Source organism: Cryobacterium lyxosi (assembly GCF_004403345.1).
Taxonomy (GTDB): Bacteria; Actinomycetota; Actinomycetes; order Actinomycetales; family Microbacteriaceae; genus Cryobacterium; species Cryobacterium lyxosi.
In genome coordinates, this window is record NZ_SOGT01000001.1 from 119912 (window position 1) to 144782 (window position 24871).

Sequence of the window (24871 nt, forward strand, 5' to 3'; positions counted from 1 at the left end):
AGCCCTGCTCGAAACGCCTCCGGCAGCGCCCGTTTCCCTACCCACAAGCGACCAAAACGAGCCGCTGCTCTCTGACCAGATCCTGGCGGGCATCCGTTCGCGAGCTGCCGGTTATGACCGGGCCAACACGTTCTTCTCCGACGACCTCGAGGAGCTCGTCGCCGCCGGTTACCTGCGTGCCCTCGTGCCGATTCGGTTCGGCGGACTCGGTTGCACCCTGCAGCAGATTGCTCGCGCGCAGACCCAGCTCGCCGCGCATGCCCCGGCCACCGCTCTCGGGGTGAACATGCACCTGATCTGGACGGGAGTCGCCGCGAGCCTCTCCGCGCAGGGCGATCACTCGCTCGATTTTCTGCTCGAGGAGGCCGGCCGCGGCGAGATCTTCGCCTTCGGCGTGAGCGAACCCGGCAACGACCTCGTTCTCTTCGGCTCGACGACGGATGCCATCCCCGAGCCAGACGGCGGCTACCGGTTCACCGGCACCAAGGTTTTCACCTCACTCTCCCCGGCCTGGACCCGGCTCGGCACCCTGGGCCTCGATTCTTCCAACCCGGGCGACCCTGCGATCGTCTGGGCGTTTCTCGATCGAGCGGATGCCGGCATCCACTCGAAAGACGACTGGGATACCCTCGGCATGCGCGCCAGCCAGAGCCAGAGCACTGTGCTGGAGGGCGCGCGCGCCCGCCCCGACCGGGTCGTGCGCAAGCTGCCGGTCGGCCCGAACGGCGACCCGCTCGTGGCCGGTATTTTCGCCAACTTTGAAATTCTGCTCAGTGCGGTGTACACCGGTATCGGCCAGCGGGCGCTCGAGCTCGCAGCCCTGGGCGCGCACCGACGTACATCGCGCAAGAACGATGGGCGCACGCACGCACAGGATCCGGTGGCACGCTGGCGGGTGGGCGAGCTCGTCATCGCGATGGACGGCATCTACCCGCAGATCGACGCCCTCGCTCGCGCGGTCGACGAGCAGACCTGGCAGGTCGGTCCGGCCTGGTTCGCTCAGCTGTCCGGGCTCAAATATCGGGCCACCCAGAACGCCAAGTTTGTCGTCGATACCGCAGTGCAGGTCGCGGGCGGCTCCGCCTTCAACGCAGGCTCCGAACTCGCGCGGCTCTACCGCGACGTGCTCGCGGGTCTCTTCCACCCCTCCGACGCGGACTCCGCGCACGCGACCGCCGCCGCATCCGTTTTGGGACCCCTCGATGTGCGCACCTCATGAGTTTTAGCAAAACCACCGCCATCTCGCTCGACCACTCCGGCTACACCCGGGCAGTGCTCGATCTCACCATGCGTCTCGCCGAGGTCATCTTCACCGCCGGTGCCGGTGCCGAAGATGCGACCGCCGCCATGATCGCGCTGACCCGCGCGTACGGGCTCAAGGGCACCGACGCCAATATCACGCACACAACCATCACGCTCACGCAGGAAGATGCGTTGACGCACGAGTCGATCATTCGCAGCCGCAATGTGAAGTACCGCACGCTCGACTATTCCAAGCTCACCGCGACGTCGGAACTGATCGCGGACATCATCGAGAAGCCAATCGAAGTCGCCGAAGCCCGAAAAATTCTGGCGACGATCGTGAGCTCCAAGCCGCAGGTACCCAAGCAGTGGCGCCGCATCGGCTGGAGCCTCGTCGGAGCGGGCGCCGCCGTGCTCATCGGCGCCGGCCCGACCGTGATCATCGCCGCATTCGTGGCCACCTGGATCATCGACTGGATCACCTCGGTACTCGACCACCGCCAGGTTCCTCTGTTCTATCAGACCGTCGTCGGGGGCGCGATCGGCCCGATCATCGCCGCAATCGTGCGGCTGATCGATCCCACAGCGAACCCCTCGCTCGTAGTCGTAGCGACCATCATCATGCTCCTGGCCGGAGTGACAACCTTCGGCGCCGTGCATGACACCCTGTCGGGGTTTTATCTCACCGGCACCGCCCGAATGGTGGAGGCCTTGCTCATCACGGCCGGACTGGTCACCGGAGTCTCCGGTTCCGCGCTGTTCCTGGCTCGCTTCGGACTGTTGCTCGAGATCGATTCGAACCCGATCGTGACGCTCGCTGTCTTGCCGGTTCTGCTCGTGGCAGCGATCGTGATCGTGATCGGGTTTGCCCTCGCCGTGCAGGTACCGTGGCGTGCGTTCTGGGTGGTCTGCGTGCTCGGCGCCCTCGCCGAATTCTTGTTCGTCGCGGCCTTGGCCGGTGGATTCGGCCTGGTTGGCTCATCGGCGGCGAGCGCCCTCGGCGTCGGGCTGTTGGCCGCTGTCACCGCCCGCATCGTGCGTACCCCGCCGCTGGTCATCATGGTGACGGCTCTCGTGCCGCTGGTGCCCGGACTCACCCTGTTTCGCGGTCTGCTCATGCTCTCAGAAGGCGACATCAACGGGCTGCTTTCGCTCCTCACGGCGGCGGGTATCGCCATGGCCCTGGCGGCCGGCGCCCTGCTGTCGCAGTACATCGTGCAGATCGTGTGGGGCCCGGCACGCCGGCTGCAGCGCCGCTTCGTCGGGCCGCTCATGGCCCTGCCGGTGCGGCTCGGTCGGGACTCTACCAAGCGCATCTAGCGCGTTGCGGCATCCGCTTTCCCAGCGGATGCCGCAATGCCGCCGATCAGTTGGGAACGTCGGCTTCGCCGCCTGCTTCAGCGACGTCTTCCTCAACGAAACGGTACGGGATGGGCTCATCGGTTTCGCGCCCGCGCTTGTAGGTGCGGGTGATCGTTTCGGTGTCCTCGATCTCTTCGAGCACGATCACGTCCCGGTATTGCCCGTCGATATATTCCAGCTCCACCTCTGTTCCGGCGGCGATCGGGTTCGGTCCAAAGAGTACTGCCCGGTAGGTGGCGCTATGGCTCATGACGGTGACCTTTCAACGAGGTGAGGGTTTCGTAGAGCGTCAGCATACGACACACCGGCAGTGGGTGCACAGGGCTCCGGCCGAGTTGACCGGTTCTCACGCGACGCTCGCACGGTGAGATGACGTTTGCGGCAAATCCGCGTATTCTCAAGGTGACGGGGCCCCACGGCTCGGCGCGAAGGAGTACACAATGGCTGATAAATCACCGAAAAAGGATGCGACCAAGAAGGTTGCCGACAAGTCCCTCAAGGAAAAGAGGGCCGACAAGAAGGCGAAGTCTGAAGAGACCGCTTCCCGGGCCCGCAAGAGCTAGGTTTCAACCAGCGCATGGGGTGCCGCCACGGTCGTGGCGGCACCCTCTTTCTGCGCTGTCCGCATCCGCTTGAACAGGAGCAGTCATGACCCTGCCCACCGAAGACACCCGCGTGCTCTACCCGAGCGGCGCCATCGATACGCAGGCGACAGTGTTGCATTCCGAGCCGCTCAGCGACGGACGCGTCGCCGTGCTGCTCGACGCGACCTGCGTGCATCCGGTCGATGCGGGCTGGCCCGACCAAGGGCCCGATCTGGCGCTGCTGCACCACGGCGCGGCCTTCTGGCCGGTCGAGGACTGCATCGTGGGAGCCACCGACGGATCGGCACTCTACATCGGCGACGACATTCCGGTAGCTAAAGGAACACCCGGTTGGGCCTTCGTCGTGGTGCACGTGGTCGACGCGACCGGATTGAACGCCGGCGACACCGTCACCGTCGAGGTGGACGAAGGCCTGCGCGATGCCACGAGCGCCGGGCACACCAGTTGCCACCTGGCTTCGCTCGCCCTCAACGACGCCCTCGCTGGCCGATGGAAGAAGGAGGTACGCACCGACGCCCTCGGCGCCCCCGACTTCGACGGGCTCGCCATCGACGAGTCGTTGATCGGGCCGAACGCCTCCGTCGACACCTACCGCCTCGGCAAGTCTGTGCGCAAGAAGGGATTCTCGGTCGACGGTCTCGCCGAGGCGCTTGCCTCGGTTGAAGCGACCGTCAACGCGTCCCTCGCCGGGTGGGTGGGAACACAGGCCGAGGTGCGCATCGACCGCGACGGTTATCTTTTGACCGATCGCCGCTATTGGGTCTGCGAGCTGCCCGACGCGAGCGTGCGCATCCCGTGCGGCGGCACCCACGTGACCTCGCTCGGCACGCTTGGCGCCGTGACCGTGACGCTCACCCTGCACGACCTGGATGGCACCGACATACTCACCATGAACACGTCCGCCACGCGCTAGCTTCGCGCATTCGGGGCAATGTGGGGGGCCATCAGCGACTGAGGAGTAGCACTATGCACGGTGTTCGAGCGAGAGATTGCGCAATTCCTCCCATCGGCGCAGAATTCAGGGGTACCAGGTCAGAGAGGACCCGCCATGAGCACCGTCATTGACAGCCCCGAACTCGGCAGCGCCGCAGCGGATGCGACCACCCCCGAGTTCTTCACCGGTTCCACGAACGACTTCTTCTCCTACGAAGATCTACTCACCCCCGAGGAGCGACAGCTCGTGGCCGAGGCCCGAGCGGTCTTCGAGCGCGACGTGCGCCCGGTCGTGGCAGAGCACTGGAACAACGCGACTTTCCCGTTCGAGATCATCCCCGTGCTCACCGCCCTGAACTTGGTTGAACTCTGCGCGCGCGGCAACAACTTTCTGCTGCACGGCTTCATGACCCTCGAGCTCTCGCGAGTGGATGCTTCGATCTCCACCTTCGTCGGTGTGCACAGCGGCTTGTTCGCAGCGGCCATCGCCCAGCTGGGCACCGACGACCAGCGCGAACGATACCTGGACGACGCCATCTCCCTACGCAAGATCGGTGCGTTCGCGCTCACCGAACCGGAGCACGGCTCCGACGTCTCCCGCAATATGGAAACGACTGCGACCCGGTTTGGCGACTCGTGGACCCTGAACGGCGTCAAACGCTGGATCGGCAGCGGAACCTTCGCTGCCAACGTGCTGGTCTGGGCGCGCGACACCGCCGACGACCAGATCAAGGGTTTTATCGTCAGCTCGGCCCTGGACGGGTTCACGGCCGAAAAGATCGAAAACAAGATCGCACTGCGCATCGTGCAGAACGCCACGATCACCCTGGACCACGTCGTGGTCGCCGAACGTGACCGCCTGCCGGGAGCCACCAGCTTTCGCGACACCAACCGGCTGCTCACCAATTCCCGGGTCTGGGTGGGCTGGCAGACCGTCGGACTGCAGTTCGCGACCTACGACTATGCGCTGCGTTACGCCCTGGAACGCCAGCAGTTCGGCAAGCCGATCGCGTCGTTCCAGCTCGTCCAGGAAAAACTCGTGCGCATTCTGGAGAACGCGACGACCTCGCTCGGCACGATGGTGCGCATCGCCCAGCTACAGCAGGCCGGCACGCTGCGGCCCGAACACGCCGCGATGGCCAAGGCCTCCGCCAGCGCTCGCATGCGGGAATCCGTGGCGCTTGGCCGCTCGGTGCTCGGCGGCAACGGAATCTCCACCTCCTGGGGCATGGCCCGCGTCTTCGCCGACGCCGAAGCGCTCTACACCTACGAGGGCAGCTACGAAATCAACACCCTCGTCGTCGGCCGCGCCATCACGGGTATCTCCGCGTTCCAATAATGCTCGAGCTCGGTCATCCGCTCGCCGAACCGTAACTTTCTCGCCAGTCGTGGCGGGCAGGGTCACGCGGGCAGGGTCACGCGGTGAGCATAACTCCTGCAATTTGCACGCTCGTCAGAATTGCACTGCGAATTCACGCGGAAGTCTGCACAGGGTCTGGAAAATTGCAGGAGTTATGCTCCGGGGATGGCGGGCACACCTGCCCCATGCACTCTTCCGGAGCGATTCGTCCGAGAACAAGCCTATTCGTGCAGAAAAGTTGCGCGGATTGTTGAACAATCATAGGCTTTCTGACAATCAGTGACCGTCGGTGCTGACTCGTATCCCAAAGAAGTGAGCAGCGCCCATGGCCACGACCACCACACGCAAACCTAAAAAGCTCAAGAACAAACACCGTGGGGCGCTGCTCGGGGCGATGTTTCTCATGGCCACCAGCGCGGTCGGCCCCGGATTCATCGTGCAGACCACCACCTTCACGGTGCAGCTCGGCGCCGCCTTCGCGTTCGCTATCCTGGTGTCGATCCTGGTGGACATCGCCGTGCAGCTGAACGTGTGGCGGGTGATCGGGGTAAGCGGCAGGCGCGCCCAGGAACTCGCCAACACCGTGCTTCCGGGTGCCGGCTGGTTTCTCGCCGCCCTCATCTGCATCGGCGGTCTCGTCTTCAACGTGGGCAACATCGCCGGAACCGGCCTCGGCCTCAACGTTCTGTTCGGCATCGATCCGAAGATCGGCGGGCTCGTGTCGGCCGCCGTCGCCATCGCCATCTTCCTGAGCAAGCGCGCCGGCGTGGCCCTCGACAAGATCGTGATCGTGCTCGGGGCCGTCATGATCCTGCTCATCGGCTACGTGGCTATCGTGTCGAAGCCACCGCTCGGTGAGGCACTCCGAAACACCGTTATCCCCGACAACATCGACTTTCTCATCATCACGACCCTCATCGGCGGCACTATCGGCGGGTACATCACCTATGCCGGGGCGCACCGCATGATCGACGCCGGTGTTTCCGGCCCTGAGAATGTGGGCGAGATCACCAGGAGTTCGATCCTCGGTATCATCATCACCGGCGTCATTCGGGTGCTGTTGTTCCTGGCGATTCTCGGAGTCGTCGCCGGCGGCGTAGCGCTCACGAGCGATAACCTCGCCGCCGAAGCATTCCAGTCAGCGGCCGGCAACATCGGTCTCAAGCTGTTCGGTGTGATCCTCTGGGCCGCCTCGATCACCTCGGTGATCGGTGCCGCCTATACGTCGATTTCGTTCGTCACGACCGCCAGGACTTCGCCGCGGGTGCGCAGCATCGCCACCTGCGTGTTCATCGCCGTATCGGCCACGGTCTTCACCCTCCTCGGCCAGGCCCCGGCCACCCTGCTCATCATGGCCGGCGCGGTGAACGGGCTGATCCTTCCGGTCGGCTTCGCGGTCATCCTCTGGGTGGCGTGGCGCCGCCGCGACCTGCTCGGCGGCTACGTCTATCCCCAGTGGCTGCTCGTCAGTGGAGTCGCCGCCTGGCTGCTGACCCTGTACCTCGGTTACCGGTCGCTCGGCGGCCTCGTGCAGCTGTGGACGTAACGACCTTCGACCGGGCAAACGTCACCCCCGCCGAGGCCCGCGCACTGTTTCGCGAGGGCCTCGCCACGCCGACGGCGGGCTGGTCGAGCGGTTTCACCCAGGCCAACCTTATCATCGTGCCCCAAGAGCAGGCCTTCGACGTTCTGCTGTTCGCCGAACGCAATCCCAAGCCGTGCCCGATTCTCGGCGTGCTCGAAGCCGGGCAGACGACCGGTCCGCTGCTGGTCGGCGGCGACATTCGCACCGACGTCGGCCGCTACACGGTTTACCAAAACGGTGAACTCGTCGACCAGCCGACCGACCTCTCGGCCTGGTGGCGCGACGACCTGGTGACGTTCATCGTCGGCTGCAGCTTCACCTTCGAGGCGGCGCTGCAGCGCGCGCACATTCCGATCGCGCACATCGAGCAGGGCCGAAACGTGCCGATGTATCGCACGAACCGGCGCTGCGCATCCGCGGGCAACCTGGCGGGCCCCCTCGTCGTGTCGATGCGGCCGATCCATGCAGACCGGGTAGCGGATGCCGCGCGCATCACCGCCCGCTACCCCGCCGTCCACGGCGCCCCCGTCCACATCGGGGATCCAGCCGAGCTCGGCATCCGTGACCTCGCCAGCCCCGATTTCGGAGACGCGGTGACGGTGGCCGACGGCTTCGTGCCCGTGTTCTGGGCCTGCGGAGTCACTCCGCAAGCGGCCGTGATGGAGTCCCGACCGCCGCTGGCGATCGGCCATGCCCCCGGCCACATGCTCATCACGGACGCCCGCGACGCCGATTATCTGGTGCCGTAGCGCACCGCTACGCGCGGGAATGCGCCTCGAGCAGCTGCTCCTCCGCACGGCGCAGGTAGTCGACCATGAGCGCGGCCGCCGCCTGGCGGTCCCCGGCCTCGAACCTGTCGAGAATGACGGCGTTGTCGTCGATGTAGGGCGCGTGAAAGAGCGGATTGGCCACCATCGAGTGGAACACCAGCCGCATCTCGGCGAGCACCTGCGTCATCTGCGCACTGAGACGGTCACTTCCAGTCAGCGCGACGACGCCCGCATGAAAGTCCTGATTGGCGCTCGCCATGCCCGGCACAGAACCGTTATCTCGGGCGGACCGGGCGCGCGCGATCGCGGCGTGGAGGGCATCCGTTGTCGGGCTGGTCGACCAGGTGAGGGCCGCCGATTCCAGAAAGCGCCGCACCCGGTAAATCTCCCGGATGTCGTCGGCGGTCGGACGGGTGACGAAGACACCACGATTGGGGATGCGGGTGACGACGTGCTCGCGGGCGAGGGTGGCGAACGCCTCGCGCAGGGTGTTGCGGGAGACGCCGAGCACCTCGCAGAGCGGCTCCTCCGACAGCTTGGCACCGGGCGCGAGCTGACCGGCCGAGATGCGCTCACGCAGCATCGACGCCGCCCACAGGCCGGTTTCGGTGTGGCGCGCGTCGACGCTCTGGCGACGCAGGTCGGGCAGGATCTCGTCGAGGGTCATAGGCACAGCGTATCCATTCTCCGGTGCGGGTCAGGCTTCGATCCCCGCGACGATGGCGTGCACGGGCACGGCGTCGCCTTCCGCCACGAGGAGTCCGACGAGCGTTCCGGAGCGGTGCGCGACGACGGTCGATTCCATCTTCATGGCCTCGAGCACGAGCAGCGCCTCGCCTTCGACCACCGTTGCGCCGGCCTCGACGAGCCACTTTACGACGGTGCCGCTCATGGTGGAGCGCAGTTCGGCCGGGTCGACTTTCGGGATCGACGCCACCACGGCAGCAGCGCCGCCCTGCGCGAGGCCGCCGAACAGGTTCTCTGGCAGGCCCAGGGCCACCCGTCGCCCGTCGAGTTCGATCGTGATGGTTCGGCGGCTGACCGCCGGAACGGCCGGGATGAGTGACGAGTCCGCGGCGAGCTGCTCGGCGAACTCTGTTTCAATCCAGCTGGTGTACACGCCAAGCCGGTCGGGCCCGGTGAACGAGGGAAGGTCAACGACCGCCCGGTGGAACCCGAGCACGGTGGGGAGGCCCACGATCTCAAACTCGGCGAGCGCCCGGCGGGCACGTCGCAGGGCCTGCGGCCGGTCAGCGCCGGTGACGATGAGCTTGGCGAGCAGCGAATCGAATTGCGGGGCGACGGCATCCCCGGAACGGATGCCGGTATCCACCCGGATTCCCGGCCCGGTCGGCACGGTGAACGTGGTCACGGTCCCGGGTGAGGGCAGAAATCCGCGGCCAGGGTCTTCGGCGTTGATGCGAAATTCAAACGAGTGGCCACGCGACACCGGATCCTCCGACACCGGCAGCCCGTCTCCGGCCGCGATGGCCAGCTGGGCCAGCACGAGGTCGACGCCGGAGGTCTCCTCGGTGATCGGATGCTCCACCTGCAGGCGGGTGTTGACCTCGAGAAAGGAGAGGCTGCCGTCGTCGGCCAACAGGTACTCCACGGTGCCGGCGCCGACATAGCCGGCCTCCCGGCAGATCGCCTTCGCCGAGGTGTAGATGAGATCGCGCTGGTCTGCGGTCAGAAAAGGGGCCGGTGCCTCCTCGACGAGTTTCTGGTTGCGGCGTTGCAGGGAGCAGTCGCGGGTGCCGACGACGATCACGTTGCCGTTCCCGTCGGCCAGAATCTGGGCTTCGACGTGCCGGGGCTTGTGCAGAAAGCGCTCGACGTAGCATTCGTCGCGGCCGAAGGCGGCAACGCTCTCGCGCACTGCCGAGTCGAACGATTCCTCGATGGCGTCGAGTTCCCAGACCACCTTCATGCCGCGGCCTCCGCCGCCGAACGCCGCTTTGATGGCTACCGGAAGCCCGTGTTCCTCGGCGAAGGCGCGTACCTGGGCTGCGCTGTCGACGGTACCGTTCGAGCCGGGCACGAGCGGAGCGCCAACACGCACGGCGATCTCGCGGGCCGACACCTTGTTGCCGAGCATTCGGATGCTTTCCGGGCTCGGACCGATCCAGGTCAGGCCGGCGTCCTGCACGGCCTGGGCGAAGTCGGCATTCTCGGAGAGAAAGCCATAGCCGGGGTGCACCGCGTCAGCGCCGGCCCGGCGGGCGATGGCCAGCAGTTTCGGCACGTTGAGATAGGTGTCAGCCGGGCTGTTGCCGCCCAACGCGTAGGCCTCCGTGGCCAGGCCAACGTGGAGAGCGTCGGCGTCGACATCGGCGTAGACAGCCACCGAGTCGAGCCCGGCGTCCGAGCAGCCACGAATGATGCGCACGGCGATTTCCCCGCGGTTGGCGATGAGTACTTTGTGCACGGTTCAGCTTTCGTTCAGGGTTTCAGAAGTGATGGCGAGAAAGCGGATGCGTGCGCCGGTGCCGAGTTGAGCCGCCTTGTCCAGGTCGGTATGCAGCACCACGCCGAGTACCGGGTAGCCGCCGGTGACCGGGTGGTCGGCGAGGAACAACACCGGAAGGCCCGAGGCGGGCAGCTGGATGGCGCCGGAGACAGTGCCCTCGCTCGGCAGTTCGCCGCCGCGCGCGCGTTCGAGGGCTCGCCCGTCGAGACGCAGGCCGATGCGGTTGGACTGCGCGGTGACGGCCCAGTCGGTGCGGTCGAAATCAGCCAGCGTGTCGGCGCTGAACCAGTCGGCGCGGGGGCCGGGAATGTAGCGCAGCACGGTCACTGCGGCCGGCGGGTCGACCGCGGGTTCAGCGGCACCGACCACGCTCGTTGGCGGAGCCGGCAGCACGCGCAGTACGGTGCCGGCCAGAAGCGGCCCCGGCCCGATTCCCGACATCGAGTCACTCGAGCGGCTGCCGAGCACGAGCGGCAGGTCGAAGCCGCCGCGCACGGCGATATAGCTGCGCACGCCCGACACGGGGGCGTCGAGGGTCAGCCGTTCGCCGACGTGCAGCGCGAACGGCGCGTCGGTGGGCACGACGCGGGGGGCGGCATCCGTTCTGTCGATCGTGATGAGAACCGATGCCCCTGCTACCGCGAGAACCTGCTCGGTGCGCGCGTCGAGCACGAGGCCGCCGAGGGCGTTTTCGAGTACGGCGGCGGAGGCGAGGTTACCGACCAGCCGGTTGGCGCGGCGCAACGCTCCGCGGTCGAGGGCGCCGGCACCGGCCACGCCAAGGTGGGCGAGGCCCGGGCGGCCGAGATCCTGCACGGTGGTCTGCGGCCCGGGTTGTACGACGACGAGGTCGGCCGGGAGGTCGACGATGTCGGTCCCGATGGCCGTCGGCGCGGCGCGCACAAACTCACGCACAGCGCGAAACTGTACCCGACTGCCGGGTTGGATGAGGGCCGGCTGGTCGCGGTCGAGGTTCCACAGGGCAGCATCGGTGCGACCGATCAGCTGCCAGCCACCGGGAGTGACCCGCGGATAGACCGCCGAGTAGGCGTCGGCGAGCGCCACCGAACCGGCCGGCACGGCCCCCCGCGGAGTACTGCGTCGGGAGACCCGCAGGCGGTCGTCGCCGACGAGGTACGCGAAGCCGGGGGCGAAACCGCCGAACGCGGCGGTCCACAGCTGCGCGGTGTGCGCCGCGATCACGCCGTCTGGGCCGAGGCCGGTGAGTTCGCCGACCTCGTCGAGATCGTCCCCGTCGTAGATGACGTCGATGGTCACGAGGCCCTCGTGAGCGCTGGCGACCGTGTACGGTTCGATCGCGCGCAGCAGCTGCGCAAAGCCGCGAGCGGATGCCGCCGAGTCGGCCGTCACCAGCACGGTTTCGGCGGCGGCGACGAGGTCCACCTGGCCGGGCAGCGGATACTCGCGCAGTGCTTCGTATAGCCCGAGCACCTCACTGAGGCTGCCGAGCTGCACAAGCACGGCCCGGTCGCCGACCGGACGGATGGATCGAATATGGGTAGGCATCCGCTACACGAAACTAGCGATCGAAACGCCGGCACCCAGCAGCGCGGAACGCACCGCCGCAGCGAGGCGCACCGCGTCAGGGGTGTCGCCGTGCAGGCAGATACTCGTCGCCGGCACAGCGATGACCGAGCCGTCGATGGCCACCACAGTGCCGTCGAGGGCGAGGCGGATGACCTGTGCGGTCACCGCCTCGACCGAGTGCAGCACGGCTCCCGGCAGCGTGCGCGACACGAGACTGCCATCGGGGTTGTAGGCGCGGTCGGCGAAGGCCTCGGACACGGTGCGCAGGCCGGCGGCCCGGGCGAGGCGTTCGATCTCGCTGTTGGGCAGCACCATCAGCGGCAGCGTCGGGTCGACGGCGAGTACGGCGTCGACCACGGCCTGCGCCTGCACCGGGTGGTGAGCGATGGTGTTGTAGAGGGCGCCGTGCGGTTTCACGTAACGCACCGCGGTACCGGCGGCGCGCGCGAGGGCCTGCACGGCGCCGATCTGGTAGATCACATCGTTGCTGAGTTCGGCTGCATCCATCTCGATGAAACGGCGGCCGAAGCCGGCCAGATCGCGGTAACCGGGGTGTGCGCCCACCGTGACGCCGGCAGCGGCGGCCGCGGCGCAGGTCGCGCGAATAGTCGTTGGATCGCCGGCGTGGAACCCTCCGGCCACGTTGACGCTCGTGACCGAGGCGATGATGGCGGCGTCGTCGCCGAAGGTCCAGTTGCCGAAGGACTCTCCGACGTCGCTGTTCAAATCGATGGTTGCCATAGGTTCTATGCTGCCGTATCGGTCGGGTTTGTTAGAGCGGATGCCGATAACAGCGCATCCCAGGCGAAGGTTGCAAGCCAGTGCGAGGACATGAACTCCGGGGCCACGACGGCCGCGAGTCCGGCCCGAAGCAGGGGGTCCCTGGCGGCGTCCAGGGCCGCCACCGCCGGTGCCGACTCCGGCGTCTGGCCCAGGGCAGCGAGAATGCGCGTCACCTGTCCGGCGCGGGAGAGGTTCAGCCCGTGCAGGTGCACGAGATATCCGTCGGTCTCATCGGTGGCCCGAAACGGGCGCACGATGCGCGAATCGGCCGTCAGGCGGGGCAGGAACGATGCGAACCAGGCTGCGAATTGCTCGGGCGCAAGTACTCGGCGCAGCAGGTCGGCCTCGCTCAGCCCGGCTGAGAGAAAGTCCTGGCCGCTCATTTCCCAGTCACCGGGCCAGTCGGCATCCGCGTGGAACCAGGTGAGGGACGCGGTTTCGCAGGCTAGAGCAGCGTCGGCGCGGTCGAGGGTTCGAAAAGCGTCGAGCATCAGGCCGAGCCCGAACGCCGAGTTGGTGTGCAGACCGTGACGCACCGGCCATTCGGCTTTTTCCACCCAGGCCATGAACAGTTCGGCCACGATGTCGACAATCGGATCGAGAGCGGATGCCCACCCACGAATCTCGGCGTCGGTCGACGCCGCGCAGGTGGCCGCGAGCCGGACCAGCCAGGCCCAGCCGTATGGTCGTTCCCAGCTGGGGTTGGCGAGCAGATACGCGCCCTCGACGCGCAGCTTCCCGGCCGTGAGGTTGGCGCCGATCGCCTGACGGAGGGCGGCGTCCCGCTCGCTGTCCAGGCCGTGCTCGAGCAGCATCACGCCCAAGGCGTGCATGTGCACGCAGGAATGCCAGTCGAAGGAGGTGTAGAAGGCCGGGTGAATCTGCTCGGGCGTTGGTCGGTCATCCGCTGAATGCGTCGTGTGGTGGGCCGAATGCGGATACGGCCTGGCCAGATTGTCGAGAACGATGTCGGCGTACGTCGGCGCCAGCCCACCCAGTAGCGCGGATGCGTCGAGAACGGTTGGTGCGTCGGGCATGGTGCTCCACTTCGTTGTGCGGTTGAGAAGCAAGAAAGCGAGAAAGTACATCAGGGCAACGTTGACGCCGAGCATGGGCACGCCGGTGCCGACCTGGGCCTTGATCACACCGTACTAATCCTTCATTTCCAGCGGGGCGGAGGGAACGAGGTTGAAGTTGGCCGCCAGGGGTGTGACATGGGTGCTGCAGAAACCGAAAAGCATGCCGATGGCGCAGACGGCGGCCGGGTTGCCGGCGAAGATCTGCACGAGTACGGGCCAGCCGATCGCGGCGGTCATGATCGGGAATGCCGCGAAGGCATTGCCCATCAGCGCCGTGAACAGGAACATGCCAGCGCTGACCAGGAACACACCAATCAGTACGCGCATATTTCTCCCAGTAGCGCCCGCGTACCCGGGTGCGCCAAACAAACATGTGATCACCGGGGGTATCGCTCGCCATTTTTGAGCGGATGCCCGATCAGCGTTTTGCAGAGACTATTGAATTGTTGAACAATCCTACAAGCTTGGGCCGTAACTTCTACTGCCCCCGCTCGCTCGATCGCGTCAAATCTAAGAGAATTCTCACGATTGCCTTGGTCCGGGCTTAGCTGCGGACGCCACACTAAGGAATGGATTGTCGATGGGAGGCCTCATGAACGCTCGCAGTATCTGGACTCGACCGCTGCTCTGGATCGCCGGCGCGGGGGTGGGGGCGGTTCTGCTCGTAGCACTGGCGTCGGTTCTGGCCGATTCGCTCGCCATCGCCGAGCAGCCGGGGCGATCCATCGGCGTTCCGGCCGTGTCCGTGCAGCCGAGCGGGGCATCCACTGGGGCGGCAACACCGGATTCAACGCCGAGCGCTGAACCGACGAGCACCGAACCAACGAGCACCGACCCCACCGGCACCGACCCCACTGACAACGACTCGACCGGTACCGACCCGACCGGTACCGACTCGACGGGCACCGAAGCGACCGTCCCCAGCGCCGCCCCCGAAGTCGTTCCCGCTCAGGATCCCGTCGTCGTCGACGATCATGGCGGTGACAACCCCGATCACGATGATGATATCGGCGTTGACGATTCCGGTGGAAGCTCCGGTTCGGGCCGCAAAAGCGGCTGATCCCTGTGCATGAGAGCGCTCTCATGCACTTCTCGTGCCGGTCTTATCGGCGTGCGGTTGATTGATCCTGTGGAGATCGACACCACGACATCAACCCTCCGCCTCCCCGGCGCAGACGAAAGGCCACCCCATGTTTCAGATGACGAAGAAGCACACCATCACCCTCGCAACCCTCGGCCTCGCCGGGTTGATGTCGGTCGGCGTGATCGCCGCCCAGGCGAACACCGCCCCGAACGTCGCGGCGCCCACAAGCGTGTCGAGCAGCAGCCCAGTCGCTACCGGTACGCCCGATGCCCCCGACGACAGTGACGGGCGCGTCGGCAGCGGCAACGGAATCGACGATCAGTTCGATGATGTGATCAGTAGCGATGTGAACGACGCCCCGGACGACAGTGACGGCCGCATCGGTTCCGGCCATGGCGCCGACGACGTGACCGACGCCCCCGATGACAGTGACGGCCGAGTCGACAGCAACTCCGGCTCCGGCAACGCGGTCACAGGCAACGCGGTCACGGTCGACGATTCCAGCAACTCAGGGAGCGGCAGTGATTCCGGACACGATGACTACAGCGACAACAGCAATTCCGAAAGTGACGACTCGGGCCACGAGGACAGCGGCGACGACTCGGGCCACGGCAGCGATCACGAGTAACCCGCTCAGCCACGGAATGGGCTGTCGCCTCAGGTGAGTCGGTAGCCCATTCCGCGTACCGTCTCAATGTGTTCCGCACCGAACTTGGCGCGCAGGTACCCCACGTAAACGTCGACGATGTTCGACCCGGGGTCGAAATCGTAGCCCCAGACCCGACTGAGCAACTGTTCCCGGCTCAGCACCTGATCGGCGTGGCGCAGAAATTCTTCGGCGAGCGCGAACTCTCGGGCCGAGAGATCAACCTGCCGGTCCCCCAGTGTCGCCCGTCGGGTCCGCAGGTCGAGCTGCAGCCCGGCGACGCTGAGTACGGTGCTCGTCTCGCGCGGGGCTTCCGCCATGCGCAGGCGCACCCGGGCCAGCAGTTCGTCAAACCGAAACGGTTTCGACATGTAGTCGTTGGCGCCGCCCTCGAGGCTCGCAAGGGTGTCTTCGGCGGAGTCGCGAGCGGTCAGCACGACCACCGGCAGCTCCGACCCGTCGGCCCGCAGCTGTCGTAGCACCTCATAGCCGTCGAGTCCAGGCAGCCCGATGTCCAGAATCAGCAGGTCGAACCCGCCGGTGATGGCGTAGTCGAGGGCATCCGTTCCGGTGCGCACCACCACGGTGGAGAACCCGGCGGCGACGAGTCCCTTCTCGATAAAACTGGCGATGCGGTCTTCGTCTTCGGCGATCAGAATGCGGCTCACAAGCGGATGTCGTTCAGTTCGGGTGTCGCAGGCGCCGAGTCGGCGGGGAGGTCAATGGTGAACGTAGCGCCGCCGCCGGGGGTCGGGGAGATTAAAACAGTCCCGCCGTGCGCCTCGGCGATGGCCGCGACGATGGCCAGGCCGAGGCCGGAGCCGGCCGGCCCACGTCCGCGAGTTCCTCGCTGAAACCGGTCGAAGATGCGCGGCAGCAGTTCGTCACTGACGCCCGGGCCGTGATCGCTCACCCAGAGCTGCAGGCGCGGCCGACCGGCGGCATCCAGTGTGAGGGCGCTGCCGAGCTCGATCGCTCCGGTCGGCGCGCCGTGGGTGACCGCGTTGGCGGCCAGTTGCAGCAGCGCCTGCGTCAGCTTGGCTGCGTCGACGGCCACGACCACGTCGGCCGTCGCCATGGTGACCCAGCTGTGCGCTGAGAGCGCGCCCGCGTTCTGGCGCACCCGTTCGACCAGCGCGGCAATATCGGCGGGGTAGCGTTGGGCGAGCGCCGACCGTTCGACCTGTGCCAGAGCGGAGATATCGCGTACGAGGCCGCCCATGCGGTCGAGTTCGTCGATCGCGAGGTCGCGGGTGGCCGCGACATCGGCCGCGCTACTGGAATTCATCAGCTCGAGATGCCCGCGCACGATGGTGATCGGCGTCTTCAACTCGTGACCGACATCGTCAAGCAGCTGGCGCTGCCCGGTGAGCGCTCCCTGCAGGCGGTCGAGCATCTCATTCACGGTCGAGGTCAACGCCGACACGTCGTCGTGGCCAACGACGGGGATACGTTCGCTCACATCCGACGCGGTGATACGCGCGGTGGCTTCGCGCAGGCCACGGATCGGGCGCAGCAGGCGCCCGGCCACGACCCAGCCGACCAGCCCGACGACCATCAGGGTCGCGAGGCCCACGAATAGATAGGTGCGGGACGCATCGGATACCGGCCGCAGTTCGGCATTGACATCAAAAGCGGCAATGAACGTGCCCCGGGCCGGATCGCCATCGACGGAGACCGGCACGAAGACGTAACGCAGCAGCCGGCCCGACGCCGTGACGGTGCCGAGCACGACCTCGCCCGTGGCCGTTTCAACCACGCTGCGCGCAACGAGCACGTCGTCGGCCAGCCGAAAGTCGACGGCACGCGGTTCCAGCGCCGCCACCCCGTCGATGACGGCGAGGGTGCTTTCGTTGGTAGCCGGACGCACTCCGGCGATGACGGCACGCAGCGCACCGCGCACATCGACGGCTGCCGAATCTGCGGCGACGATACGCGCGTCGTCAACGGTGTCGGTGAGCACCGCATCGATCTCGATCAATGTGCGTTCTCGCTGCACCACGTAGGCGGTCGTTCCGGCGATCGCCAGTCCGGCCGCGGTCACGAGCAGAATCGCGGCCAGAATGCGCACGCGCACCGACAACGCGGGGCTTCGTCGCCGCGCGCGCACACCGATCCGGTCCGACATGCACTCAGTATGGCGGGTGCCGCGGCCGGTCGACCATTCGAACGAAATGCACCCTAGGTAAGCTGTACCCATAAAGGGTGGACAACGAGATCACTGCCAAATACTGTATTGATACTGGCGGTTAATTCGTTCGCTGGATGTGATTGATAACTGGAGTGAAGCACATGATGCGTAGCAAAGTTAAGGTCGGCGCCCTCTCGGCGCTTTTGATCGGCACGTTAGTCGGTGCTGGCGGGTTCTTGTCGACCGGCGCAGCCTCCGCCGCCAGTGTGCCGGGGGCCGTTATTACGTCTTCCTCGGCGGATGTCGACCACTGGGTCGTCCCACAAACGCAGCAGGGCGGTGACTACTGGACACCGGAGCGCATGCAGGGTGCCATTCCGGGGGAGGTCCTGGTGCAGGACAACATTGTGGCCGGGGCGATCGGCACTGTCGCTGCCGGGGCGACCTCTCTGGTAGCCCCGCAGGAGGCCGACCCCGAGCAGTCGCCGACGGCCTCCCGAATCTCGCCCGTCTCCCACATCGGCAAAGTCTTCTTCACCCTCGGCGGCACCGACTACGTCTGTTCCGGCAACTCCGTCTCGGCTGTAAATGAAAACACGGTCGTCACCGCGGGGCACTGCGTCAACGAGGGCCCCGGCGCTTTCGCGTCACGGCTCACCTTCGTGCCGGCCTATGAAAACGGCTCGGCACCGTTCGGCCAGTGGAATGCCACCGAGCTGTACGCTCCCACCCAGTGGACTAACAGCGGTGACATCAGCTATGACACCGGCTTCGCCGTCGTGTCCTCACTCACCGGCATGTCATTGAGCGACACCGTCGGCGCGTCGGGCGTCACGTTCAACCAGAGCCGTGGCCTCACGTACACCGCCTACGGTTATCCAGCAGCCGCGCCGTTCGACGGTGAGACCCTGCAGTCCTGCTACGGCACTGCCACCCCTGACCCCTACGGCCAGAGCCAGTCGCAGGGCATCCCTTGCAACATGACCGGCGGATCGTCGGGCGGCCCGTGGATGATCGGCAGCGGTTCCACTGGCCTGCAGAACTCGGTCAACAGCTTCGGCTACAACAACATCGCGGACACCATGTTCGGGCCCTACTGGGGGTCGGTCATCGAGAACACCTATGTCGCCGCATCCGCGTGACCCGAGCGACGCGAACCCGGTTGCCCGGCGGCGCCTCGATTCCGATGCCGCTGACTGGACTGAGGAACAGATGCGAGCGGCCCGGCCGCGCATACTCCGTCTGAACCCCGACGGGTCGCGCGAGCTCGACGACGCAACCGCCGTGCCGGAGGCCGAGCGCGTGGACGACGCGGGTACCCCGCCGACAAAATCCTGAATCACTGAAAGCCCCATCCGCGACGTGGACGGGGCTTTCAGTGATTGATCTGACGACTAAACCAGAGCAGTTTCCCCGACCGTGAATGCGGCCTCGGTGGTATCTTCGATATCCTGCAGGCTCACGCCGGGGGCACGTTGGCGCAAGACCAGGCCGGTCGGCGTCACGTCGAAGACGGCCGTGTCGCTGATGATGCGATCGACAACACGCACGCCAGTCAGTGGCAGGGTGCACTCGGTGACGATTTTCGGCGTTCCATCTTTCGCGACGTGTTCGGTCAGCACCACTACGCGCGGACTGCCCGCCACGAGGTCCATCGCGCCGCCCATGCCCTTGACCATTTTACCGGGAATGGTCCAGTTGGCGAGGTCGCCAAGCCCCGAAACCTGCATGGCGCCGAGGATCGCAACCTTCACGTGACCGCCGCGGATCATGCCGAACGAGGTGGCCGAGTCAAAGATCGCCGCCCCCGGCAGCATCGTGACGGTCTGTTTGCCGGCATTGATGAGGTCGGCGTCTTCCTCGCCCTCCCACGGGAACGGCCCCATGCCGAGCAGTCCGTTCTCGCTCTGCAGCGTCACGTGAATGCCCTCAGGCAGATTGTTGGCCACGAGCGTCGGGATGCCGATGCCGAGGTTCACGTAGTCGCCGTCACTGAGTTCCTGCGCCGCGATCGCGGCCATTTCATCTCTGGTCCAAGCCATGGTTTTCTCCTCAACTACAAGCTAGCCAGCACGGGGCGGCTGCGCACGGTGCGCTGTTCGATGTCTTTGACCCGGGCTGAGGCCTGGATGAGGCGCTGCACGTAGACACCGGGGGTGATGACGTGGTTCGGATCGATATCGCCGGGCTCCACGATCACCTCGGCCTCAGCGATGGTCACGATACCGGCGGTGGCGACTACCGGGTTGAAGTTGCGGGCAGTGAACCGGTACTCGAGATTGCCGAGAGTGTCGGCACGCCAGGCCTTGACCAGCGCTACGTCGGCGACGATGCCGCGTTCCTGAAGGTAGGTTTCCCCATCGAAGTCGGCGAGCGGCTTGCCCTCGGCGATCAGCGTGCCGACGCCCGTCTTGGTATAAAAGGCGGGGATACCAGCGCCCCCGGCCCGCAACCGCTCGGCGAGCGTGCCCTGGGGGCTGAATTCGACCTCGAGCACGCCGGCCAGAAACTGTTCGGCGAACAGCTTGTTCTCGCCCACATACGAGGCGATGACCTTGCGGACCTGCCCGGCCTCGAGCAACACGCCCAGGCCTTTGCCGTCGACGCCCATATTGTTCGACACGACCGTGAGATCTTTCACACCGGATGCCCGCACCGCGTCGATGAGATCGGCCGGGATTCCGCTGAGCCCGAAACCGCCGACCGCGAGAACCATCCCATCGCGCAGAACGTCGTGCAGCGCACTGCTCGCGCTGGCCTGAACCTTGGACATACTGTCTCCTCCTTGAGCGGTGTCGAGCGTGCTGTCCACGCCGTGGACACCACCTCTTTACGTCATGGTATTCAGAGCCGATAGACCCTGTCAATCAGCATCATCTTGCGACTCCACTCCGTGAACAGTAGGCTGCAAATCATCCACATTATGGACAGGGGCATCGATATGGTCGCTCAGCCACCCACACGTGAGGCGCAGACGGCACGCGGCGGCCCACCATTACCGATGGCGCAGCCGGTGCAGGGCGCACAGGTCGTCGGCCGCATCGCCCTGCTGCTGCGCCTGGTCGGTCGAAATCCCTTCGGCACTCCCTTGGCCGAGATCGTGCGCGACTCCGGCCTGACCCGGCCTACCGTGCACCGGCTGCTCACGTCGCTGGCCGCCGAGGGCCTGCTCGACCACGATACGGTGCGGCACACCTGGCACTACGGCCCCGAAATCTTCGTCATGGGAACCGTTGCTGCCGCCCGCTACCCGATCGAAGAGCTTGCCCGGCCGAGCCTCGTGCGCCTGGCCGAGGAGACCGGGGAGAGCGCGTTCCTCTCGATCCGGCGCGGCGCCGAAACCGTGTGCCTGCTCCGTGAAGAGGGCAGCTTTCCCATCCGCTCCTTTGTGCTGCACGAGGGTGTGCGCTTTCCGCTGGGGATCGCATCTGCTGGACTGGCCATTTTGGCCTACCTACCCGCGGCTGAAGTGGATGCCCTCCTCGACGACACCGAGACATTCGCCGCTCGCTGGGGCGGCCAGCACTCCCCCGCCAGCATCCGCGCCAACCTCGAACGCACCCGGGAAACCGGCTACGCGGTGAATCCCGGACTCATTCTGGAGGGCAGCTGGGGCATGGGCGCCGCGATCTTCGACCGCAGCGGCCGCCCCGGCTGGGCGCTCTCGCTCACCGGCATCGAGCCACGGTTCAAGCCCGAGCGGCAGAGAATCCTCGGCCAGCTGCTCCTCGACGAAGCCAGCCGCATCACCCAGACCCTGCAACGCCCACCGATCGCCTAGCGGCCTAGGCGGGGAATGAGAAAAGTCCCGGCCGAGGCCGGGACTTTTGCAACAGTGTGGTGGAGCTAAGGAGATTCGAACTCCTGACCTTCTCATTGCGAACGAGACGCGCTACCAACTGCGCCATAGCCCCAAACTGCCTTTGAAGAATATCACGGGCTGACCGACAGTTTTGCCGCTTCGAGCGCGAGGCGGCAATTAGACCGCGCGACGGCGACGCAGCACGGCGTCGAGGTCGGTCATGCCTGGGATTGTCTCGCCGACAATACCCATCGACGCGAATCGGTTGGGCACCGCAGCAGCAGTCGCCGCGACGACCGGCCGCGCGATCGGCGTGACCACCCGGTTGGCCTCCTCTGCGAGCGCGGCGGCACGACGGGCAACCTCCGCTTCAGCGGCTGCCCGGCGCAGCTGGTTGGCCGCTTCAACGGATGCCATCGCCGTCTGCGCGATGGAGCCGCGCGAGAGGTGCAGCGCTCGCGGCACGGGTTGCGGCGTCCAGGTGGCAGCGGCGACCGGAGTCTTTTCCAGTTGGACGGGCTCGAAGGTTTGCCGGATCGGCACGGACAGCGCCACCGGGGCTTCGACGCGAACGATGCGCGCCGAACGGGCGACCGTGGCCAGTCTTTCGAGAATGCCGAACGCGGCGACCATGACGACTCCGCCGCCAACCAGTGCGGAGAATGAACCGGCCAGAGCGGGAACGATCCCCGACATCGCCAGCACGAAACCGGTCAGCAGAATGAGCGAGACCACGCGACGAAAGCGACGAAGACGCCGAAGTTTCTTCACCGGCGACTCTGGGAGGCGCGGCGCGGCCGCGGCGGCCACAGCGGCGGCGGCGCGGCGAACGTCGCTGGCGGCATCCGCCTTCGCCTGCGCTTCCGCCCGCTCCGATTGCTCGGCCCTCGCCAGAACCCGTTGCTGCTCGGCAACGGTGCGGGCGTTCGCTTCAAGCCGCACTTGCTGCGGAACCTCGGCGGTTTCGGCCAGAATGCGCAGTGTCTGCTGCAATCGCACCGCGTTTCGTTCGGTTGCCTGGAACTGCTTGCGGCGCGACCAGGTGGGCATCAAGTAGGCAACCCAGAGCACAGCAGCCACCGCCACCATGACCCCGCCACCCAATGCCTCACTACTCATGTTGACAACGGTAAGAGGCGCGGGCACATCCGACGAGGATTACTCTCGGTGTGTCACCCAAGTTAATACACTGATTCCGCCCCCGAACAGGGTGGTTCGTAACCGTCATCGGGTGATGACGGTTACCGGATGCGCGGCCGACTCCAAATCTGCCGCGGTGACGCTCGCGGCAGCCTCAGGCACCAGGCCATCCTGCCAGCGGCGCATGACGCCCTGGCTGAGTTCCTCGGCGATCAGGCCGAAGCAGAAATGGTCGCGCCAATCACCGTTGATGTGGATATATCGTCGGCGCAGGCCCTCATACCGAAAGCCCAGCTTTTCAACGACGCGCAGGCTGGCCTTGTTCTCGGGGCGGATGCAAACTTCTATTCGGTGTAGGCCGAGCTCGTAGAAGCAGTAGTCGGTCGCGAGCGCCACGGCCGTGGGGGTGACCGACTGGCCGGCAAACTTTTCACTCACCCAGTAGCCGATCGTGGCCGACGACAGCGATCCCCAGGTGATCGACGACACGTTGAGTTGACCGGCCAGTTCACCGTTTTGTTCCACGATGAACGGCAGGCCGTTGCCCGACCGCGAATGCGTCAACAGGCTGCGGATGCTCGCGCGCGTGTCGAAAGACATCGGCGCGTAGGGGTTGGTGGCCTCCCACTTGCGCAACCACGAGCGGTTCGCCAGCAGTTCGCCCTCGAGAGCGCGCGAATCGCGCAATCGGATGGGACGCAGAGTGACTGCCCCCTCGCGGAGGGTCGGGATTGCGATCGGCACGGTTTGCCTGTCTGTCGTGGGTTGGAAGCTGGGTGGAGCGGGAAAGATCGTTAGTCGAGTGCGGCGACGAATTCGCGCAGCCAGGGCTTGAGGTCGGCACCGAGATCTTCACGATCGACGGCGAGCTGCACGATCGCCTTGATGTAGTCAAGCCGGTCGCCGGTGTCGTATCGACGCCCACGAAAGATGAGGCCGTACACGCCGCCGGTGGACTCCGGGTTGACGGCCATCTCCTGCAGGGCGTCGGTCAGCTGAATCTCGTTGCCCTTGCCGGGCGCTGTGTGTTCCAGAATATCGAAAACTTCGGGCCGCAACACGTAACGGCCGATGATGGCGAGGTTGGAGGGGGCGTCTTCGCGGCTGGGCTTCTCGACGAGGCCGGTGATGCGCACGACATCGGGGTCATCGGTCGCTTCGACCGCAGCTGCTCCATACATATGAATCTGCGCGGGGTCGACCTCGAGCAGGGCAACGATGCTGGCGCCACGCTTGACCTGCTCTGCGAGCATGCGGGTCAGCAGCGGGTCGCGGGAGTCGATGATGTCGTCACCGAGCAGCACCGCGAACGGCTCGTTTCCCACGTGCATGCGCGAGCGCAGCACGGCGTGGCCGAGTCCGCGCGGGTCGCCCTGCCGCACATAGTGGATGTCGGCAAGCTCGTTGGATTCACGCACCTTGGCCAGCCTGGTCTGGTCCCCTTTGCGTTCCAGCAGCGCTTCCAGCTCGGTCATTCGATCGAAATGGTTCTCCAGGGCGTTCTTGTTGCGCCCGGTAACCATCAGCACGTCGCTGAGCCCAGCCGCAACAGCTTCTTCGACGACGTATTGAATAGCCGGTTTATCAACGACGGGCAACATCTCTTTCGGCATGGCCTTGGTCGCTGGCAGGAAACGTGTTCCCAGTCCAGCTGCGGGAATGACGGCTTTAGTTATCGGGGTACCCATGGGCACTAGGTTAGTGGCAAGTAGGATGCCTTATATGTACTCCGACATAGCTCATCGAAAGCGTGCGCTCAGAGCGGAATTACGCGAACGCCGTCAGAACCTGACATCCTCGGAGCGCGACTTCGCCACGGCCGGTTTCACGGAAAATCTGCAAAGCCTCGTTCTCGACCTGTCCGCGCGGTCGATCTCCTGCTATCTGTCAGCCCGCAACGAACCGGATACCCGACCTTTTCTCAACTGGGCCACGGCAGAGGGCATCCGTATCCTGTTTCCGATTTCGCGCGAAGACGGCCTGCTCGATTGGACCGTCGGCGACGGCGACGAGGAATTCACCGGAATTTCCGGCGTACCGGAGGCTGTGGGAACCCTGCTCGGGCCAATCGCCATCAATGACGTCGACCTCATCATTGTTCCAGCGGCAGCCGTGGACGAATCGGGATTGCGCATGGGCTGGGGTCGCGGCTACTTCGACAAGACCCTCGGCTCGATGGAGAAATGCCCGCCGGTGTACGCCATGGTCTTCGACAGCGAATACCTCGACGAAGTTCCCCGCGAGGTGCACGACCAGCCTGTGAACGGCCTCATAACTCCGACCCGAATCATCGCTTTCTAATCGTTTCACCGCCCGTGACCCCGGTTCTGA

At 65.8% G+C, this 24871-nt stretch carries 27 protein-coding genes and 1 tRNA gene; 13 read left to right on the forward strand and 15 right to left on the reverse strand.

Annotated elements, in window-relative coordinates:
- The first annotated feature begins 4 nt into the window (after positions 1 to 4).
- Together E3T27_RS00520 and E3T27_RS00525 are read left to right on the forward strand one after the other, a co-directional pair.
- Positions 5 to 1219: an acyl-CoA dehydrogenase family protein gene (locus tag E3T27_RS00520; RefSeq protein ID WP_174722161.1), complete on the forward strand. Its 1215-nt coding sequence runs from the start codon at positions 5 to 7 to the stop codon at positions 1217 to 1219.
- Positions 1216 to 2562 carry a threonine/serine exporter family protein gene (locus tag E3T27_RS00525; protein ID WP_134571246.1) on the forward strand — a complete coding sequence of 449 codons (1347 nt, stop codon included), beginning with the start codon at positions 1216 to 1218 and terminating at the stop codon, positions 2560 to 2562. Before E3T27_RS00520 ends, E3T27_RS00525 begins: the two co-directional genes overlap by 4 nt.
- 46 nt (positions 2563 to 2608) lie before the next feature.
- On the opposite strand, the gene E3T27_RS00530 is transcribed toward E3T27_RS00525, so the two are convergent.
- A complete protein-coding gene (locus E3T27_RS00530) occupies positions 2609 to 2854 on the reverse strand; it encodes a hypothetical protein (RefSeq protein WP_104196503.1) in 246 nt (81 codons plus the stop codon).
- A 190-nt stretch (positions 2855 to 3044) separates the two neighbouring features.
- Here E3T27_RS00530 and E3T27_RS17115 point away from each other — a divergent pair, with 190 nt between their 5' ends.
- From E3T27_RS17115 to E3T27_RS00550, 5 genes are all read left to right on the forward strand, one after another.
- On the forward strand, positions 3045 to 3167 hold the full coding sequence (locus tag E3T27_RS17115; RefSeq protein ID WP_255408738.1) for a hypothetical protein: 123 nt from the start codon (positions 3045 to 3047) through the stop codon (positions 3165 to 3167).
- Between the two features lie 85 nt (positions 3168 to 3252).
- The gene (locus E3T27_RS00535; RefSeq protein WP_134571247.1) at positions 3253 to 4122 is read left to right on the forward strand and encodes an alanyl-tRNA editing protein; all 870 of its coding nucleotides are present in this window, start codon (positions 3253 to 3255) and stop codon (positions 4120 to 4122) included.
- A gap of 135 nt (positions 4123 to 4257) precedes the next feature.
- Positions 4258 to 5481: an acyl-CoA dehydrogenase family protein gene (locus tag E3T27_RS00540; protein ID WP_134571248.1), complete on the forward strand. Its 1224-nt coding sequence runs from the start codon at positions 4258 to 4260 to the stop codon at positions 5479 to 5481.
- 346 nt (positions 5482 to 5827) lie between these two features.
- Positions 5828 to 7048, forward strand: a complete 1221-nt coding sequence (locus E3T27_RS00545; RefSeq protein ID WP_241984329.1) for an NRAMP family divalent metal transporter — start codon at positions 5828 to 5830, stop codon at positions 7046 to 7048.
- Entirely contained in the window at positions 7039 to 7836 is a 798-nt protein-coding gene (locus E3T27_RS00550; protein WP_134571249.1) for a putative hydro-lyase, read from the forward strand. Before E3T27_RS00545 ends, E3T27_RS00550 begins: the two co-directional genes overlap by 10 nt.
- A gap of 7 nt (positions 7837 to 7843) precedes the next feature.
- On the opposite strand, the gene E3T27_RS00555 is transcribed toward E3T27_RS00550, so the two are convergent.
- The 6 genes from E3T27_RS00555 to E3T27_RS00580 are packed head-to-tail and all read right to left on the reverse strand — an operon-like array spanning position 7844 to position 14064.
- Positions 7844 to 8524, reverse strand: a complete 681-nt coding sequence (locus E3T27_RS00555; RefSeq protein WP_134571250.1) for a GntR family transcriptional regulator — start codon at positions 8522 to 8524, stop codon at positions 7844 to 7846.
- 30 nt (positions 8525 to 8554) lie between these two features.
- On the reverse strand, positions 8555 to 10285 hold the full coding sequence (locus E3T27_RS00560; protein ID WP_134571251.1) for an acetyl/propionyl/methylcrotonyl-CoA carboxylase subunit alpha: 1731 nt from the start codon (positions 10283 to 10285) through the stop codon (positions 8555 to 8557).
- A gap of 3 nt (positions 10286 to 10288) precedes the next feature.
- The gene (locus E3T27_RS00565) at positions 10289 to 11854 is read right to left on the reverse strand and encodes a 5-oxoprolinase subunit B/C family protein (protein ID WP_134571252.1); all 1566 of its coding nucleotides are present in this window, start codon (positions 11852 to 11854) and stop codon (positions 10289 to 10291) included.
- Positions 11855 to 11857: 3 nt separating this feature from the next.
- Positions 11858 to 12616 (reverse strand): LamB/YcsF family protein, encoded by a 759-nt coding sequence (locus tag E3T27_RS00570; RefSeq protein ID WP_134571253.1) that lies wholly within the window; start codon positions 12614 to 12616, stop codon positions 11858 to 11860.
- Positions 12617 to 12621: 5 nt separating this feature from the next.
- The gene (locus E3T27_RS00575; protein ID WP_241992053.1) at positions 12622 to 13803 is read right to left on the reverse strand and encodes a DUF2891 family protein; all 1182 of its coding nucleotides are present in this window, start codon (positions 13801 to 13803) and stop codon (positions 12622 to 12624) included.
- Between the two features lie 6 nt (positions 13804 to 13809).
- The gene (locus tag E3T27_RS00580; protein ID WP_241992054.1) at positions 13810 to 14064 is read right to left on the reverse strand and encodes a 5-oxoproline transporter, DUF979 family subunit; all 255 of its coding nucleotides are present in this window, start codon (positions 14062 to 14064) and stop codon (positions 13810 to 13812) included.
- Positions 14065 to 14329: 265 nt separating this feature from the next.
- Here E3T27_RS00580 and E3T27_RS00585 point away from each other — a divergent pair, with 265 nt between their 5' ends.
- Both E3T27_RS00585 and E3T27_RS00590 read left to right on the forward strand, forming a co-directional pair.
- A complete protein-coding gene (locus E3T27_RS00585; protein ID WP_134571254.1) occupies positions 14330 to 14797 on the forward strand; it encodes a hypothetical protein in 468 nt (155 codons plus the stop codon).
- 130 nt (positions 14798 to 14927) lie between these two features.
- Entirely contained in the window at positions 14928 to 15449 is a 522-nt protein-coding gene (locus tag E3T27_RS00590; RefSeq protein ID WP_134571255.1) for a hypothetical protein, read from the forward strand.
- Between the two features lie 29 nt (positions 15450 to 15478).
- Here E3T27_RS00590 and E3T27_RS00595 read toward each other — a convergent pair whose 3' ends face one another.
- Together E3T27_RS00595 and E3T27_RS00600 are read right to left on the reverse strand one after the other, a co-directional pair.
- On the reverse strand, positions 15479 to 16135 hold the full coding sequence (locus tag E3T27_RS00595; RefSeq protein ID WP_104196492.1) for a response regulator transcription factor: 657 nt from the start codon (positions 16133 to 16135) through the stop codon (positions 15479 to 15481).
- Positions 16132 to 17595 carry a sensor histidine kinase gene (locus tag E3T27_RS00600; RefSeq protein ID WP_166786043.1) on the reverse strand — a complete coding sequence of 488 codons (1464 nt, stop codon included), beginning with the start codon at positions 17593 to 17595 and terminating at the stop codon, positions 16132 to 16134. Before E3T27_RS00600 ends, E3T27_RS00595 begins: the two co-directional genes overlap by 4 nt.
- A gap of 167 nt (positions 17596 to 17762) precedes the next feature.
- Here E3T27_RS00600 and E3T27_RS00605 point away from each other — a divergent pair, with 167 nt between their 5' ends.
- A complete protein-coding gene (locus E3T27_RS00605; RefSeq protein WP_241992055.1) occupies positions 17763 to 18740 on the forward strand; it encodes a trypsin-like serine peptidase in 978 nt (325 codons plus the stop codon).
- Entirely contained in the window at positions 18721 to 18936 is a 216-nt protein-coding gene (locus E3T27_RS00610; protein WP_134571258.1) for a hypothetical protein, read from the forward strand. The genes E3T27_RS00605 and E3T27_RS00610 overlap by 20 nt, the downstream gene beginning before the upstream one ends.
- A 56-nt stretch (positions 18937 to 18992) precedes the next feature.
- Here E3T27_RS00610 and E3T27_RS00615 read toward each other — a convergent pair whose 3' ends face one another.
- Together E3T27_RS00615 and E3T27_RS00620 are read right to left on the reverse strand one after the other, a co-directional pair.
- On the reverse strand, positions 18993 to 19640 hold the full coding sequence (locus tag E3T27_RS00615) for a CoA transferase subunit B (protein ID WP_104196488.1): 648 nt from the start codon (positions 19638 to 19640) through the stop codon (positions 18993 to 18995).
- Positions 19641 to 19654: 14 nt separating this feature from the next.
- Positions 19655 to 20371: a CoA transferase subunit A gene (locus E3T27_RS00620; RefSeq protein ID WP_104196487.1), complete on the reverse strand. Its 717-nt coding sequence runs from the start codon at positions 20369 to 20371 to the stop codon at positions 19655 to 19657.
- 228 nt (positions 20372 to 20599) lie between these two features.
- Between E3T27_RS00620 and E3T27_RS00625 the strand changes: the two genes are divergently transcribed.
- Complete coding sequence (locus E3T27_RS00625; protein WP_134571296.1) at positions 20600 to 21379, forward strand: IclR family transcriptional regulator; 780 nt, start codon at positions 20600 to 20602, stop codon at positions 21377 to 21379.
- Between the two features lie 57 nt (positions 21380 to 21436).
- On the opposite strand, the gene E3T27_RS00630 is transcribed toward E3T27_RS00625, so the two are convergent.
- From E3T27_RS00630 to galU, 4 genes are all read right to left on the reverse strand, one after another.
- A tRNA-Ala gene (locus tag E3T27_RS00630) sits at positions 21437 to 21512 on the reverse strand.
- A 65-nt stretch (positions 21513 to 21577) separates the two neighbouring features.
- Positions 21578 to 22519, reverse strand: a complete 942-nt coding sequence (locus tag E3T27_RS00635) for a hypothetical protein (RefSeq protein WP_134571259.1) — start codon at positions 22517 to 22519, stop codon at positions 21578 to 21580.
- A gap of 105 nt (positions 22520 to 22624) precedes the next feature.
- Positions 22625 to 23284 carry a GNAT family N-acetyltransferase gene (locus tag E3T27_RS00640; RefSeq protein WP_134571260.1) on the reverse strand — a complete coding sequence of 220 codons (660 nt, stop codon included), beginning with the start codon at positions 23282 to 23284 and terminating at the stop codon, positions 22625 to 22627.
- 50 nt (positions 23285 to 23334) lie between these two features.
- A complete protein-coding gene (gene galU / locus E3T27_RS00645; protein ID WP_104196483.1) occupies positions 23335 to 24228 on the reverse strand; it encodes a UTP--glucose-1-phosphate uridylyltransferase GalU in 894 nt (297 codons plus the stop codon).
- Positions 24229 to 24262: 34 nt separating this feature from the next.
- Here galU and E3T27_RS00650 point away from each other — a divergent pair, with 34 nt between their 5' ends.
- Positions 24263 to 24841 carry a 5-formyltetrahydrofolate cyclo-ligase gene (locus tag E3T27_RS00650; protein ID WP_104196482.1) on the forward strand — a complete coding sequence of 193 codons (579 nt, stop codon included), beginning with the start codon at positions 24263 to 24265 and terminating at the stop codon, positions 24839 to 24841.
- Positions 24842 to 24871 lie beyond the last annotated feature (30 nt).